Origin of the sequence: Leifsonia stereocauli, assembly GCF_038432415.1 — a bacterium.
Lineage (GTDB): Bacteria > Actinomycetota > Actinomycetes > Actinomycetales > Microbacteriaceae > Orlajensenia > Orlajensenia stereocauli.
Genome location: NZ_JBCAUN010000002.1, coordinates 720,278 through 735,435, shown reverse-complemented (window position 1 = coordinate 735,435; position 15,158 = coordinate 720,278). Strand labels below are relative to the sequence as shown.

Genomic DNA, 15,158 nt, shown 5'->3' with positions numbered 1-15,158 from the left:
CGGCGGCGACGGCCGATGCCGTGATCCGCGGTCAGCCGAACAGCAGGACGACCAGGAGCACCAGTCCGACCACCGAGATGACGGATGCCGCGACGACGGCGCCGACGGAGATGAGGCTCAGTCGGCGGGCCTCGCCCTCGACCGACGGCAGGCTGCCGTCGACGACGCGGGTGGCCGATGCCGTGGGCGCGAGCTGAGCCGGCGGGGCTGACGGCTCCGGAAGGGACCGCGGGCCGTACGGAGCGACGGCGCCAGGGCCTGGCGCTTCCAAGGCCGTGCGCACGAGGGACGGATCGAGCGGGGCCGGCCTCAGCGCGCGGCGACCGCGGCGCACGAGCGGCGCCTTCTCGCGCGGCGGCGCCGGCGGGCGGAACAGGGGCTGCTCGCGGTCGTGGGCCGCTCGGTCGACGACGAAGGTGCCGTCATCGACCGAGGTGTGCTGCCGATCGACCACGGCTGTACCGTCATCGGCCTCTTCGTCGCCGCGATCCACGATGACCGTGCTCTCGGCCTCGTCGTCGCCGCGATCCACGATGACCGTGCTCTCGGCCTCGTCGTCGCCGCGATCCACGATCACCGTGCTCTCGGCCTCGTCGTCGCCACGATCCACGATCACCGTGCGCTCGTCCTCATCGTCGCCACGATCCACGATCACCGTGCGCTCGTCCTCATCGGGGAGGGCCGGCACATCCTGCGGGTTGCTCTCCGGCACGATCACACGCCCGATCGCACGGGGATGGTCGTGTCGTCGATCATGGAGTCGGTCAGGCCGCTGCCGGTGAGGCGGGCTCCTGTCGTGTCGGTGGGCTCGCCGGTCGCGCCGCCGGAGACGACGTCGAGAACGATGACGGTGATGTTGTCCCGCCCGCCCGCGCGATTGGCACGCTGCACGAGGGCCTCAGCGGCGGAATCGGGTCCGCCGCTCATGGTGAGGGTCGCCCGGATCGCCTCGTCATTCACCTCGGAGGTGAGTCCGTCGGAGCAGATGAGCAGCCGTTCCCCATTGGTCACCGGCATCAGCCAGCTGTCGGCCGTGCTGTCCGGAGCCCCGATCGCACGGGTGATGACGTTGCGCTTCTCGAATGTCGCGAGCTCGTCCTGGCGCATCCGCCCCTGGTCGACCAGTTCCTGACCCAGCGAGTGGTCGATCGTGATCTGCTCCAGCTCGCTGCCGACGTGACGGTAGACCCTGGAGTCGCCGACGTTGAACACCAGCCAGTGCGGCCTGCCGTCGTGCTCGACGATGGCGATGCCCGCAACAGTGCTGCCGGCCCCGCGCTTCGTACCGGCCGAGACGGTATCGACGGCGTCGTCGGCGGCGCCGAGGGCGTCGCGGACCTCGTCGAGAGTCGTCAGCTCGCCGCCGGTGACGAACTCACGGAAAGCGGCCACGACCGCCTGGCTCGCCAGGTCGCCGGCGTCATAACCGCCCATGCCGTCGGCCACGAGGAAGATCGGCTGCTCGGCGAGCACCGAGTCCTCGTTCGCCTGACGCTTCTGGCCGCGGTCGGTGACCGCCGCGACGTTCACCACCACACGCTGAACGGATGCCGTCACCGGGTCTCCTCCACGAAGGTCACACGCATGGCCACCTTGCCGAGCACGAACCCGTCGGCGATGGAGACAGCCACGCCAGGGTCGACGAGGATCTCGCCGCCGTGCTCGTCGTAGAGCAGCACTCCATTGGTGGATCCGAGGTCCGTCACGGTCCACGCCCCATCCTCCAGGAGAAGTCGGGCATGCGTCTTCGACAGCGTACGCGTCTGGTCGGGCACCGCGAGGGCCTGTTCCCCAGGAACCTGCGCCACGGGGTTGCGACCGAGCACCACCCGCGGCGCGGTGAGATCGAGCTGGGTTCCGTCGTCGAGGGCGAGCCGCCAGCGCACGCGCGGCCGGCGATCGACCACGACCGTCGCCTCCAGGTCGTCCTCGGTCTCCTCCTCGACGTCGGCCGGTTTCGGCCGACCGGCCGTGATGACGGTGTCGTAGTGGCCGAAGTCGTCGTCCTCGTCGGACTCGTCCTTCTCAGGGGCCGGAGGCGTGAACAGAGGAGCTTCAGCCGGTGCGACCGAAACAGCCGGGGCAGGCGGGATCACCGGCGGGATCACCGGCGGCGCGGCGACCGGCGGAACCACGGCGGGAGTCGCTGGAGCCGGGACGGGCTCGAAGAACACCGGCGGCGAGGTGATCACGGGCGGCGCGGGCGCAGGCGACGGCTCGCCGTGCGGCACCACAGGAGGGGCGACCGGAGCGGCGGGCGGAGCTACGACCGGAGCTACGGCCGGCGGGGTGGCGCGGGGATCGCGAGCCGACGACGAGGCGGCCTGCTCGCGCGGCGCCCACGGGTTCGTCGCGTCGGGCGCGGCGGCGGCCTCCGCGCCGGCATCCGTCACCGCGGTCGTCGCATCGGTCCGAGCGGCGGGCTGTCCCATCGTCTCGGCGATCGACACGTGCGCGACCGGCGGCAGGTCCGGGGCCTGTTCCGGAGCCGGGGCGGCGACGGGGATCACGGAGGCGGCTGCGACGGCGGCCGACGAGGCGACAGCGGCATCCGAGGCGGGATCTCGCGGCGGGATGGCGTAGCCCGAGGCGTCGCGAGGAGCAGCGGCCGGCTCGAGCAGGGGGCCGACCCGCTCACTGAGCGTGGGCACGGACTGCATCCGCCCGCGCTCGGGGTCCGGCGACGTGCTCCCCCAGGCCAGCAGCGTCGCCCAGACCGGGCGCAGCAACACGGCGAGCACTGTGCTGCCTGCTCCCCGACCGAAGAGCAGGTTGATGCGGTATGTGGCGATGACGAACAGGTAGATGCCGTACAGGTTCACGATCGGAATGAACAGGAACACCACCGACCAGGCCGGGACACCACCGCGCGCGTAGACCTCGGCCGTGTTCAGAACGGGCACCCAGCCCTTCCACGACTCGCCACCCAGACGCTGGAACAGCCGCGACAGAGCGAGGGCGTCCCACACGTAGACGGCGATGCCGAGGAGGGAGAAGACCACGATCATGGCGACGAGTGCACCGATGACGGCCGAGGGATCCGACGTGGCTGTACTCATGGGGCGATCTCCTTGCGCATGCTGAGGGGCACGGTGACGGGGCGATTCGAGCTGCGGATGCGGGCGAGGAACGACCGCAGGGTGAGGGCTGTTCCGAGGCGCTTCCAGAACGACGAGCCTGCCCGCAGCGTCTGGCGCTCGTCGTCGACGATGCTCCAGGCCGAGTCGGCGTCGGCAGCGGTCGGCGGATGCTCGGAGAAGACGGCGCGATCGACCTCGCGGGCCAGCTGCTCGGCCGCTGCCCGCCCGACGGACCTCGCGAGGAGCAGTCGGCTCGGCAGCCTGTCGAACGGCACGTCGGCATCAGCGTAGCCGTCGACGAGTTCCTCCCAGGCGCCCACGATGCGCACCTCGGCGTCGGCCGCCCCGCGGCGGAAGCGACGGCGCAGCACCTTCGCCAGCACGATGGCGGCGATGGGCAGCAGCAGGAGCAGAAGCGCCAGGGCACCGATGGCGACGCCGCGCACGATCGGCCAGAATCCCGACGCTGCGACGGCGTCGTCACCCGTCGGCACGACGTCGGCGTCCGAGGCGTCGCTCTGCGCCTGGGGCGGGTCGACGGCCTCGCTCTGCGCATCGTCGGGAACCGTCGGGTTCTCAGGCAGCTGCTCGCCCTCGGTGATGGCGGTCGGCGCCTTGGCGAACTGGGGAGTGACGTCGAACGGCACCCAGCCGCCTCGCGGGTCGCGCACCTCCACCCAGGCGCTCATCTGCGAGCCGGTGCAGACCTCGGTGCACACCGGGATACCGGGAACCTCGTCGGCTGCGGGGAGGCGGATGCCGACCACGACGCGCGACTCGAACCCCCACTCCCGCGCCAGCAGCGACGCGGCGACCGAGAACTGCTCGTCGTCGCCGACCGCAGCCACCAGGGTCGCATCCGTCGCCCTGGCTCCTGCCCGGCGCTGCTGGTCGACGAGCGAGGTGAACAGGGTCTCGATGCGGGCCCGGGAATGCCCGGCGTAGCTCGAGAGGAAGGTGTACCGGCCGTCGGCCTCGAGCGCCTGCACCCAGCTGGTGGAGTCGGCGTCGTCGAGCAGTCCGTGGCTCAGGTAGCCGCGCGCGCGCAGCCTGTCGATGAGCTCGGTCAGCCCGGCTCCGGTGCGCGGCAGCTCCTGCAGCGACGCCCACTCCAGCAGGGCCGGGTACTCATCGGGGTCGAGACCTGTGGCGACACCCTGAGCCGAGCCGAAGTCGGCCGTGGCCTTCTCCTCGTCTGCCGTCAGGGTGTACGAGTCTCCGGGGAGGAGCCCGAAGTCGTCGCCGGCGGGCGCGACATCGACGGCGCCTCCGCTGTCTGCGGCGATGGCGAAGCCGTCGTCGAGGGCCTCGGCGCGCGGACCGGCGAAATCGGGAGCTGCGGCGAGAGCCGACGGCGAGAGCACCCAGACTCCGCTGTAGCCCTCTCCGATCCTCACCCCGAGGTCGATGCGGTCGTCGCCGGCTCCGGCCGATCGCGGCAGGCGGGAGAAGCGCGTGTCCGCCGCGACGTGCACGGTCTCGCCGTCGTAGTCGTCGAGCACGGCCAGCGGGAGGCGACCGACACGCTCGACGTCACCCGAGACGCGGAACAGCTCGGTGTCGAAGGCGTCGACGCCGAACCAGCCGCGATAGTCGCTCAGTGGGCTCGGCTGCTTCTGCACGACGATGCTCGGATCGATGCCGTCGCGCAGCGCGTCGCGGTCGGCGAGCTGGGCTGCAGCCGGGGCGACGGCGAGTCCGCCGACCAGCGCGATGACGATGAGGCCCACAGCGAGGGCGTTGCGGCGCACGGCGATCCAGACGGATCCGCCGCCACCGCTCACGGTCCCGCCGCGGGCGCGGGCGAGCGCCCTGGCGCGCACCAGCCTGGAGCGGCCGAGCAGCCAGCCCACCGTGACGAGCAGGGTGAGCACGGCGAGGAGCAGCTCGCGCGGTGCCGGCAGCTCGACGCCGAAGACGTCGACGGCCGCGCTGGTCTCGCTGGAGCCGAAGGCCACCCCGAACAGCACCATCGCGACGACGGGCAGCGCGGCCAACGGTGTCCACCTGTCGTCGCGCAGCACGAGGGTCGTGCCGAGGAGGGTGCCGACGAGGGTCACGATGAGGAACGGAACGAGCACCGCCTGGTACTCCCCGACGGGAAGGTCGAGGGTGAGCAACTGCTTCCACCCCACGACGACGCCGACGATGCCGTCACGGATGCCGCGGGCGATGCCCGGGATTCCCGTGACGGCCGAGGGAATGGCCACGGGGACCACGACCAGGGCGTAGGCGGCCACGGTCACGAGCACAGTCAGCAGGGCGCCGGTGATGCCGCGCCAGCCGAGACGACGCACCAGGAGGACGATCCCACCGCCGATGACGGCTCCGACGACGGCCACGAGCACGACGCGCCAGGACTGGTACACCGGCCAGGCGGCGACGGTGGCGAGCACCACCCCGAGCACCAGGTAGCCGAGCCCCCAGAGCTCGATGGCGCGATCGGTGCGCCGCTCCCGGGCAGCGAGACGGCGGCTCATCGCAGGGCTCCTCTCGCGAGGAGTTTCGTCAGGTCGTCGAGGGCGCCGATCGTGATCACGGTGATCTCGCGGGCCGTGCGGATGCTGGGCTCGGCCCCGGGCTCGCAGCGCACCGCGACGGTCCGGATGCGGGCGGGCAGGGTGATGGCGGCCTGGCGCATGCGCGTGAGCGGCATCCGTGATCCCGTGACGAGGAAGGCGATCGACAGGTCGGGGAAGCTCTGGGCGGTCAGGGCCGTGACGGCCTCGAGTCGCATGACGTTCGCGCGGGACTCGATGGCGGCCATGCCGTCGAGCATGGCCTTCGGGGTCTGGGTCGGAACGGTGTTGATGCTCATGACGGCATCACGGGAGAACTCGGGGATGGGGGCGCTCACAGCCACGAGCACGTCGCGACCCTCGCGCACGCCGTTGAGGCCGAGCGATGATGCTGCGCTCACGGCCATCTCGAACTCGTCGTCGGTCTCGAACTCCGCGGCGTCGAGGTCGAGCAGGATGGCGATGCGGGCGTGCCGCGACTCCTCGAACTGGCGCACCATCAGCTTGCCCGTTCGCGCCGTCGCCTTCCAGTGCACATGGCGCTGCGAGTCGCCGGCGACGTAGTCGCGCACGGCGTGGAAGGAGAGGTCCGAGTCGGTCAGGTCGCTCGTCGGGGTTCCCTCGAGGTCGCGGATGAGACCCGCACTGGTGCTCGGGATGGCCACGGTGACGGGGTGCACGTAGACGCGCTGAACGTCGGGCCAGCTCATGTCACGGTGCAGGATGCCGAGGGGGTCCCCGCGGGAGATCGTCATCGGGCCCACGTCGATGACGCCGCGACGCTCGGCACCGATCGTGAGGTTCTCGCGGTGCTGGGCGCCGGCGCGCAGCAGGGGAACGTGCACCTCGACGAGGCCCCGGCCGACGGGGATGTCGACCACACCGGGCAGCGACGCACGCTCGCCGCGATTCACCAGGTCGAGGTGACCTCCGACGGTGCTTCCTGCGACCACCCTGTCGCGATCGAGCACGAGTTCGAGCCTGTAGTCATGGGCGCCGAGCAGGAACGGGACGCAGGCCAACAGCAGCAGTGCCGCGATCGCCGCCACCACCCAGGCCTCCACCCAGCCGAAGCCGACCCCGGCGATGACCCCGCCGATCACGGCGATGACCAGCACCAGTCCGGCCGGCGACACGGTGTCGCGGGTCCAGTCCACGGCACGCCGTATGGCGTTCGCTCCGACCCGCGTCGCCCGGCGCACGCCGAACACAGCGCCGGCCACCGCGCCGCGCCGGGTCTCGGCGTAGCGCGTGACGGTCGCTGCACGCGTGCGGGTTCCCGTCGCAGCCGAGGTGCGGCTGAGGCGGGATTCGGTCGGAGAGCTCACGCAGCCCCGTTCTCACGGGGTGGGGTGACGTCGAGCAGGATCTGGCCGATGACGGCCGCGGCCGTGACGCCGTCGAACTCGGCCTCCGGCTCGAGGACGAGGCGGTGGCTGAACGCCGGGATGGCCAGGTCGCGCACGTCGTCGGGGGTGACGAATGTGCGCCCATGGGCTGCCGCCCACGTCATCACTAGCTTCGACAGCGAGATGGCGCCGCGCACGCTGACGCCGAGGCGCACCTCCGTGGCGCGACGCGTGGCGTCGACGATGCGCATGATGTAGTCGGAGATGAGCGGGTTCACATAGACACTGCGCGACATGTCCGTCATCGTCACCAGTGTGTCGGGCGAGACGATGCCTGTGAGCTCGCCCTTCGGCTGCGAGACGCCCTGCAGGATGCGCAGGGTCGCCGCCTCATCCGGGTATCCGATGCTGGTCTTGATCATGAATCGGTCGAGCTGCGCCTCGGGCAGTCGGTAGGTGCCGCCCTGCTCGATCGGGTTCTGCGTGGCGAGCACGAGGAACGGGTCGCCCACGGCCCGGGTGACGCCGTCGATGGTGACGTTGCCCTCCTCCATGACCTCGAGCAGAGCCGACTGCGTCTTCGGGCTGGCGCGGTTGATCTCGTCGGCCAGAACGATGTTGGCGAAGATGGGGCCGGCGTGGAACTCGAACTCGCCCTTCTTCTGGTCGTAGACGGTGATTCCCGTGATGTCGCCGGGCAGCAGGTCTGGAGTGAACTGGATGCGCGAGTTCGTTCCCGTGATGGTCTGGCCGATGGCGCGGGCGAGGGCGGTCTTGCCCGTGCCGGGGAAGTCCTCGAGCAGCACGTGGCCCTCACTGATGGCCGTGGCCAGCACCAGCTCGACGACGTGGCGCTTGCCGAGGATGGCCTGCTCCACGTTGTCGGCGAGCAGCGAGAACGTGTCGGTGAACCAGGCGGCCTGCTCGGGGGCGATCGTCATGCTGTTGGGTCCTCTCGAAGGATGCTGGGGAAGAACGGATGCGCCGACGGTCACGGTGCGGCCGGGGGCGGACCGGTCGGCGTAGGGGTTGGAGTCGGCTCGGGCGGGGCGCAGATGGGAACGTTGTGCGTGATCGGCTGCAATGGCGCGAACGATCCCGTGAACGTGACGGTGAGGTCGGCCGAGAGCCTGTCTGCTGCGAAGGTGAACCCCGACACGGAATACGAACCGCGCGCTGCGGCTGAGACCGACACGAGATCGCCCGGGTTCGTGGTGTCGACCCAGCAGCCGTCCTCCTGCCCGTTCGGATCGTCGAATTCCACGGAGACCGTCGTCGGCACGTTGCCGGTGATGCCCGTCTCGCCGGAGCAGTAGAGCCCGAAGTTCTTGCGGCACTCACGCGCCTTCACGGTGCCCGGAGCGCCATCGTCGGAGAGGGAGAAGTCCTCCCGCCACTGCCCGTACAGGTAGTACTGCATCTCGAAGCCACGGCGCGCCTGGATCTGGGGAGCACGGTCGAGACCGTAGCTGAAGCTCAGACCGCTGCCGCTGGGGGATGTGGCGACGGCGTAGGTGTTGTCACCGGATGGCGCGTCGACCGCCACGAAGGTCAGGACCTGGGTCGAGTTCGACGATGCGACTCCGAAGCCGTTGCTGACACAGGCCTTGACCTGGTAGACCTCGAACTCGGCCAAGCCCGACAACGTCGGACCGGCACCCTGCGCCTCGCCACCGGAGATCGAGAGCGATCCGCCCTTGGCGTTCACGCGGCACTGCGGCTCGCCGCCGTCGCGCCAGGCGACGTAGAGGCGCTCGACGGGCTTCGCGCTGCCGTTGGCGTTGACATCCGCTCCTCCGACGGTGATCGAGGAATTCGTGGCGGCGGATGCCGTGACCCCGTTCGTGATGACCGGGCTGCCGGCACCCTCGACCGTGACGACGACGGATGCCCCGTCGGTCGGGCCCGAGATCGGCGGCTGGAACCGGCTGATCGGCACGATGGTGAGCACCTGGGGGCCTGGCGTCAGGTCGAGCCGCTCGGTCGTGGTCTTGCCCGAGCGGGTGATGGTCTGGTCGCTCTCGACGATGCGGAACGCCTGAGTGTCGTCCGAGGAGGCCACCGAGAGTTCGACGACGGCATTGTTCGGGGCTGTGCGGCCGTCGACGTAGACGGGAACGGCCGTCGCCTCGCCGATCCGCGGGGCCTCGTAAGCCCACGTCGTGACCGACGAGGTGTCGCCGGACTCGCCGACCGAGTTGACGGCACGGGCCGCGTACTCGTGCTTCTCGCCGTTGACCAGGCCGGAGATCGTGCAGGAGTAGACGCCGGCGACCGAGGGCGAGCAGTCGGCCGACTGCTGGCGGCCGCCGCTGTAGATGGCGACGCCGGTGAGGGCGGGATGGGCCCTGGCAGCCTCGCCGAGGGCGACGTCGAGCGTCACGCTGGACCCCGTGTAGGTGCGGGTGGAGATCGACGACGGCCGCTGCGGATAGCCCTGCACGTCGATCGTCAGACTTCCGGTTCCGGTGCGGCCCTGTGCGTCGGCCACGGTGAACGGCACGATGCACTCGCCGCCGAACGCATCCTGTCCCGACGGGAAGGCGGCGTTCACGGCCGTGTCACCGGATGCCGCGACAGTGGCGACATCGCAGGCGACGCCGCCGCCCGAGCCGATGCTCACGAGCTTCAGACCGGCGCCGGTCTTGCCTGCGAACGGGTCGTACTCTCCCGAGACACCGACGACAGGGATGGAGCAGGTACCGGCGCTGACAGTGCACTTCTCGGTGAAGGTCGCACCGCGCGGGGCGTCGGCGGGCGCGACGCCGACGACGAGCGTGATGGCCGCGCTCAACCCCCCGAACGCGGACACCGAGACCGTCGCCGTCTCGCGCGTGCCGGGGCGCGCATCCGCCCTGGCCTCGAAGCCGACCTCGGCGCCGTTCTGGGTCATGGTGAACGCGGTGCCGTCATAGGCAACGCTGTAGTCGAGCTTCGACCTGTCGCCCTCGCGGTCACCCTCCCACGTGGTCATGGAGTCGTAGAGCGCGACGGTCTCGGAGGCAGCCGGCGCGATCGTGCGCGAGAGCGCCGAGAGGATGGCCTGCGGGTTCTTCGGCCTGATGGCGACGGGCACGACGACGTACGACCAGGTCGACTGGCCGTCGATGCGGAGGGGAACGAGGCAGGAGTCGATCCAGGGCGCCTCGCGTCCGGCGGCGTACACGGCGTCGTCCTCGCCGCTCGCCGTGCACGTGGCGGCTGCGCGCTGGGTGGTGAACTTCCCGTCGCGCAGCTGCACGTCATCGGATGCGGGAAGGTCGACGAGCTCGCGCACGTCGATGGTGGCCGACTTCTCCTCGTCGACCTGAACGGGGTCGATTGCGGCCTTCAGCTGCACCCGCATGTTGTCGAAGGCGGGGATGCGCAGGAACCCGTAGGACACGACGTCGTCGCCTGCGGCATCCGTCGCCGTCACCTGGAACGGGACGAGATCGCCCTTCGCCGGGAGCGAGCCCGTGATGCGCCATCCGTCGACGTCGTAGCGCGACTGCGCCCTGTCGCCCCAGAGTCGCAGCTTGAGCCCGGCGACATCGCCGGACGACCAGGTCACCTTGCCCGAGAGCACGTCGACGCCCGATGTCGACAGATCGCCGCGGGTGCGTGCCGTCAGCACAGTGTCGGTGACGATGGGATTGTCGGCACCGACCTCGTCGCTCACCGCGACCACGATGAGGCCCTGGGCCGTGCTCGATGAGGCATCGGAGCGCACCGTGTAGACATAGGAGTTGGTGCCGGTCACGTCGCCGGCGTTCAGGAGCACCCGCCCGTCGGCGATCGAGGTGTCCGAGTCGATCAATCGCTCGAGTCGTTCGTACTCGCTGGTTCCCGCCGGGGCGTTCGGCTCGAGCGCGATCAGCTCGAGCTCGCCCTGCGCCGGGTCGCGGTCGTTGTCGATGGGCTGGATGCGCACGGGAGTCGCGGCGCCGCTCTGCACGCGGGCGAAGTCGCTGAACGTGACCGGAGCAGTGTCGGCCAGCTCGGAGTCGAGCACGCCCACCCGGACGATGCCGGATGCCTCGGCACCGTTGGAGTCGCGCACGGTGTAGCCGAAGCTCAGCTGCCCGCCCGGCACGGCCGCGCCCGGAGCCGTGTAGACGATGGCGCTGCCCTCGGCGGAGACCGAGGCGGTGCCGGAGTTCACCGGGGGCTGCTCGGTTCCGACCAGGATCACGGCGTCGCCGTCGGGGTCGACGCCGTAGGACGGCACCCTGATGGAGACGCTCTGCCCGGTGAGCACGCGGGCGCTGAGCGACTGCGGCTTGGGAGCGCGGTTGGCTCCCGGCGGGAGGACTGTCACGGTGATGGCGGTGTTGTCGGTGCGCGACGGATCCGACTCGAGCGCGACCGAGTAGCCGATGGTGTAGGTGCCGGCCTGTGGCGGCGCGAGGTACCGCACGCTGTCACCGGCGGCGAAGGCGAGCTCACCGGCCGTGCCTGAGCCGGCGACCTCGGGGCTGACGACGAGCCTGGCACCGCGCGGACTCACGTCATTGGAGGTCACGGGGATGCGCACGAGCGCCCCGGCTCGCACCGTGACGGCGTCGGGAAGTGCGATGGGCGAGACCGCAGACACGCTCGGAGCGAGGAAGACGGCGACTGTGCCCGTCACTGCTGCCCCGGCTCCGTCTGCGACGGTCACGTTCGCCCGCCCGATGAGACCGGGCAGACCGTCGGCGGTCGAGCCGCTGACCCGCAGTTCGGCCGAGTCGACGACGCCGACATTGAGGGCGGCATCCGTGCTCTCTGCCGACGACAGCACGAGCACGCGGCCGGTGGTGTTCGACACGGCACCGAAGACGTCGACCGAGGTGTCCTCGCCGGCCCGCACGAACGCCGTGAGAGGCGCCATGGACAGCGGAACGCCTTCGCCCACGACGGTCAGGCGCACGATGGCCGACTGCTCGGACTGCGAGAGCGTGTCGACGACGGAGTAGGTGACGACGTACTGGCCCGGCGCCGACGCGCTCAGCTCGATCTCCCCGGCCGCGGCGTTTGGGGAGACGACGAGCCCCTGCTCGGATGTCGACGATGCGACGGCGTCGACCAGGCGGAACGATCCGGATCCGCCGGTCACATGGTCGGCTACGGCCACGGAGACGGTCTCGTCGACGCCGGCCGTGACGGCCACGGGTGCGGCCTCGAGGGTCGGAGAACCGGTGACGACGACGGACAGGGTCTTCTCGGTGCTGGCTCCGCCGGCATCGGTCACCGTCACCAGCACGTCGACGACGCCGTCTGCGCCGTTCGGATCGGAGTGACGCACGGCCACCCGGCCGTCGGCCATGGGCACGACCGTCACCGGAGCGTCGACGTCGACCGTGCGGGCGTCCGACAGGATGACGGGATCGCCCTCAGGGTCGACCCAGGCGTTCAGCACGGGAACGATGACGGTTCCGCCCGGCAGCACCTGCGGGGTCGGCCAGTCCTGCTGGCAGGCCTCCACGCCGCACCACACCGGGGCCGTCTGCTCCTCTGGCGCCCTGACCGTCAGCGTGACGGTGGCCGGCTTCGACGTCGCGGTGCCGTCGGTCACGGCGTACTGGAACGACGCCTCGCCCTCGCCGGCCTTCACGCGCACGGCGAGCGACTGGCCCGAGGCCACGACGGAGACGGCGCCGAAGCCCTGGTCGCTCAGTCCCGTCACCGAGGCCGGGTCGATCGTGAGCACGTCCTTCTTGTTCGGGTCGTGGTCGTTCAGCAGCACCGGCAGGAGCACGAGCTGTCCGCTGCGCACGCCGAACGCGTCGTCGACGGCCACAGGGGGCTCGGGCTCGGCCACGTCGTCGACGACGATGGCGCCCTCCTGCTCGTCGTCGTCCTCGTCGACAGACCATTCCTCGAGCGGGATGGCCGCGCCGTCGGGCAGGGTCCAGAGCAGACCGGAGGTCGTCTCGTTGAGCACGGCACGATCGCCGTTCGAGCGGATGACCGGGGTCACGGCCTGCACGTTGTCGAGGGTGCCGTCGGGGATGGTGAGGGGCGTCGTCTCCCCCGTCGAGCGAGACCAGATGACTCCGGACGATGTGCCGAGCCAGGCCGCGTGGGCGTCGTCGCCGACGACGACGGGCTGGGCCGGAGTTCCGGTCGCCTCGGCGATGCGCTTCGAGGTCGCGCGCTGGAGGTCGAGTTCGACGAGGCCGTCACCGTCGGCGATGAGCGCCGTCCCACCGTCGTCGCTGCCTGCCTGCAGCACGGCGGCGTCATCGACATCGACGTCGACGGGCGCGTCGCGATCGGAGATCCAGGCCCGACCGTCCGAGAGCAGCACCCAGCCCTCACCGGCCACGCTGAGCGCCACTGCGGCGTCGGCGTCGGGCGGCGAGGCCAGCTCCTGAGGCGATCCGAGGAAGCTGCCGGTGGTCGCGTCGTACGTGCGCACGGCCTGCTCGTCGGCGGAGTACAGAGCCACGAGACCGGCCGGGGAGACCGAGACTGCCGTCGCGACGTAGGCCGCAGCTTCAGCGTCATCGCCGTCTGCACCGTCGCCGCCGTCTGCAGGGGCCGTGGGGGCGGCGGATGCGGCCTCATCGGCGAGCGGATCGACCGGCGTCACGCTGGAGTCCGTGCCGACCCCGCCGAGGAACACCTGGCCGGTGTCGGTGCGGTAGAGCACGTGGGAGCCGGCCGAGACGACCTCGCGGGTGCCGGCCGGTGTGCTCTCGGCCGCGCTGGCAGGGGCATCCGTTCCTGCAACGGCGTCGGCCTCGTCCGCCTCCACGAGATCGATCGGGCTCGCAGCATCGATCGGCCACCGCTGGCGGAGGCCCTGGCTGTAGACCGAGCTCGCGGCACCGGCCTGCACGACCTCGTTCGGGTCGTCGACGGCGCGCACCGTGTCGATCTCGGCGAGATCGGTGTTCACCCGGGCGTACTGCCCGGAGTCCCGGGTAACCCACACCGACGACTCGACGCGGGGAACCTCGGTGGCCTCGTAGCCCTCTGCCGTCACGGCCAGGGTCACGACGACGCCGAGCACGGCGATCGCCGACACTGCCGCGATGATCGCGGAGCGCGCCGGACGTCGGGTCGTGCGTGGGGTACTCATCACAGCGCCCCGGTGATGAAGAGGGCCGCCACTCCGGCGACGGCGAGGAGACCGGCACCGATGCCTGCGCCGACGAGCCCAGCGCGCAGCGCGGAGGGCTGCGCGCCGGCGACGGCGATGCCGTCGCGATCGACGGCGCCTCCGCCATCCCCATCGCCCTGCCGTACCGCGCGGGCCGCGCGCCGCGAGTTCTTCTCGACCGTGGTGACGACGGGGCCCCGCTGGCGGGTGTCCTTGAAGCGGATGGGTGACGCTGCGGCCCACTCGGGGCTGGCGACGTCGAAGGAGGTCGACGGGATGCCGAGCTCGTACTGCGCCCAGCGCAACTGCTCGGCGAACTCGGCCATCGAGGCGAAGCGCTTCGCCGGATCGCGGTGCATCGCCTTCGACAGGATCTCGTCGATGCGCGGCGGAAGGCCATCGACCGGCAGCGCCGTGTACCGTGCGGCCGTGATGCGGCGCACCAGCTGTTCGCGGGTGTTCTTCTCACGCGTCGACGCCTCGAACGGGCTGCGACCGGCGAGCAGGGTGTAGAGGGTGGCGCCGAGGCTCCAGATCTCGCTGGGCACCGAACCAGACACACGCTCCTGCAGCACCTCGGGGGCGCTCCACGGGATCGACATGGCGAAGATCTCGGGGACCCCGTCGTCGGCCGACACCGCTGCCGCGATGCCGAAGTCGGCGAGCACCGGGGAACCGAGGGCGTTGATGAGCACGTTCGACGGCTTGATGTCGCGGTGCAGCAGGCCGGCCCTGTGCGCCGTCTCGAGCGCCCCGGCGATGCGCACACCCGTGTCGAGCACCTCGACGATGTCGAGCGGCTCCTTCTTGTAACGGGCGCTCATGGTGTCGGGGCAGTACTCCATGGCGAAGTAGGGGCGCCCGTCGGCCGAGATGGAGGCCTGGTAGATGGTGACGATGGCCGGATGCGCCGAGAGCTTGGCCATGATGTCGGCCTCGACGTTGAAGGCGCGGCGCACCTCGGGGTTCAGGGCGTCGGCGAACAGCACCTTGACGGCCGAGACACGGCGGGGCATGTCCTGTTCGTAGAGGAAGACATCGGCGAAACCGCCGGATCCGAGCGGACGCACATAGCTGTAGCCACCGATGACCGGCGGTGATGACACCCGTCTGGCCACGTGTGGATCGCCTTTCTGTCAGC

The 15,158-nt window shown here is 70.8% G+C and carries 8 protein-coding genes; all 8 read right to left on the bottom strand.

What is annotated here, in order from left to right:
• Positions 1 to 31: 31 nt before the first annotated feature.
• The 8 genes from AADV74_RS12315 to AADV74_RS12280 are packed head-to-tail and all read right to left on the bottom strand — an operon-like array spanning position 32 to position 15,135.
• Entirely contained in the window at positions 32 to 712 is a 681-nt protein-coding gene (locus AADV74_RS12315; protein ID WP_342114464.1) for a hypothetical protein, read from the bottom strand.
• Positions 713 to 714: 2 nt separating this feature from the next.
• Positions 715 to 1,557 (bottom strand): PP2C family protein-serine/threonine phosphatase, encoded by an 843-nt coding sequence (locus tag AADV74_RS12310; RefSeq protein ID WP_342114462.1) that lies wholly within the window; start codon positions 1,555 to 1,557, stop codon positions 715 to 717.
• The gene (locus tag AADV74_RS12305) at positions 1,554 to 3,059 is read right to left on the bottom strand and encodes a DUF5684 domain-containing protein (RefSeq protein WP_342114460.1); all 1,506 of its coding nucleotides are present in this window, start codon (positions 3,057 to 3,059) and stop codon (positions 1,554 to 1,556) included. Before AADV74_RS12305 ends, AADV74_RS12310 begins: the two co-directional genes overlap by 4 nt.
• Positions 3,056 to 5,560, bottom strand: coding sequence for a transglutaminase-like domain-containing protein (locus AADV74_RS12300; protein ID WP_342114459.1), 2,505 nt, complete (start codon positions 5,558 to 5,560; stop codon positions 3,056 to 3,058). The genes AADV74_RS12305 and AADV74_RS12300 overlap by 4 nt, the downstream gene beginning before the upstream one ends.
• Positions 5,557 to 6,927 carry a DUF58 domain-containing protein gene (locus AADV74_RS12295; protein WP_342114457.1) on the bottom strand — a complete coding sequence of 457 codons (1,371 nt, stop codon included), beginning with the start codon at positions 6,925 to 6,927 and terminating at the stop codon, positions 5,557 to 5,559. Before AADV74_RS12295 ends, AADV74_RS12300 begins: the two co-directional genes overlap by 4 nt.
• Positions 6,924 to 7,889, bottom strand: coding sequence for an AAA family ATPase (locus tag AADV74_RS12290; protein ID WP_055824636.1), 966 nt, complete (start codon positions 7,887 to 7,889; stop codon positions 6,924 to 6,926). Before AADV74_RS12290 ends, AADV74_RS12295 begins: the two co-directional genes overlap by 4 nt.
• A gap of 50 nt (positions 7,890 to 7,939) precedes the next feature.
• A complete protein-coding gene (locus AADV74_RS12285; protein WP_342114455.1) occupies positions 7,940 to 13,996 on the bottom strand; it encodes an Ig-like domain-containing protein in 6,057 nt (2,018 codons plus the stop codon).
• Positions 13,996 to 15,135 (bottom strand): serine/threonine-protein kinase, encoded by a 1,140-nt coding sequence (locus AADV74_RS12280; protein WP_342114454.1) that lies wholly within the window; start codon positions 15,133 to 15,135, stop codon positions 13,996 to 13,998. The genes AADV74_RS12285 and AADV74_RS12280 overlap by 1 nt, the downstream gene beginning before the upstream one ends.
• Positions 15,136 to 15,158 lie beyond the last annotated feature (23 nt).

What these genes read in the sequence shown, in the direction of transcription:
- AADV74_RS12300 (WP_342114459.1), bottom strand. Translation starts at nt 5,560, where the DNA reads ATGAGCCGCCGTCTCGCTGCCCGGGAGCGGCGCACCGATCGCGCCATC.
- AADV74_RS12305 (WP_342114460.1), bottom strand. Translation starts at nt 3,059, where the DNA reads ATGAGTACAGCCACGTCGGATCCCTCGGCCGTCATCGGTGCACTCGTC.
- AADV74_RS12290 (WP_055824636.1), bottom strand. Translation starts at nt 7,889, where the DNA reads ATGACGATCGCCCCCGAGCAGGCCGCCTGGTTCACCGACACGTTCTCG.
- AADV74_RS12285 (WP_342114455.1), bottom strand. Translation starts at nt 13,996, where the DNA reads ATGAGTACCCCACGCACGACCCGACGTCCGGCGCGCTCCGCGATCATC.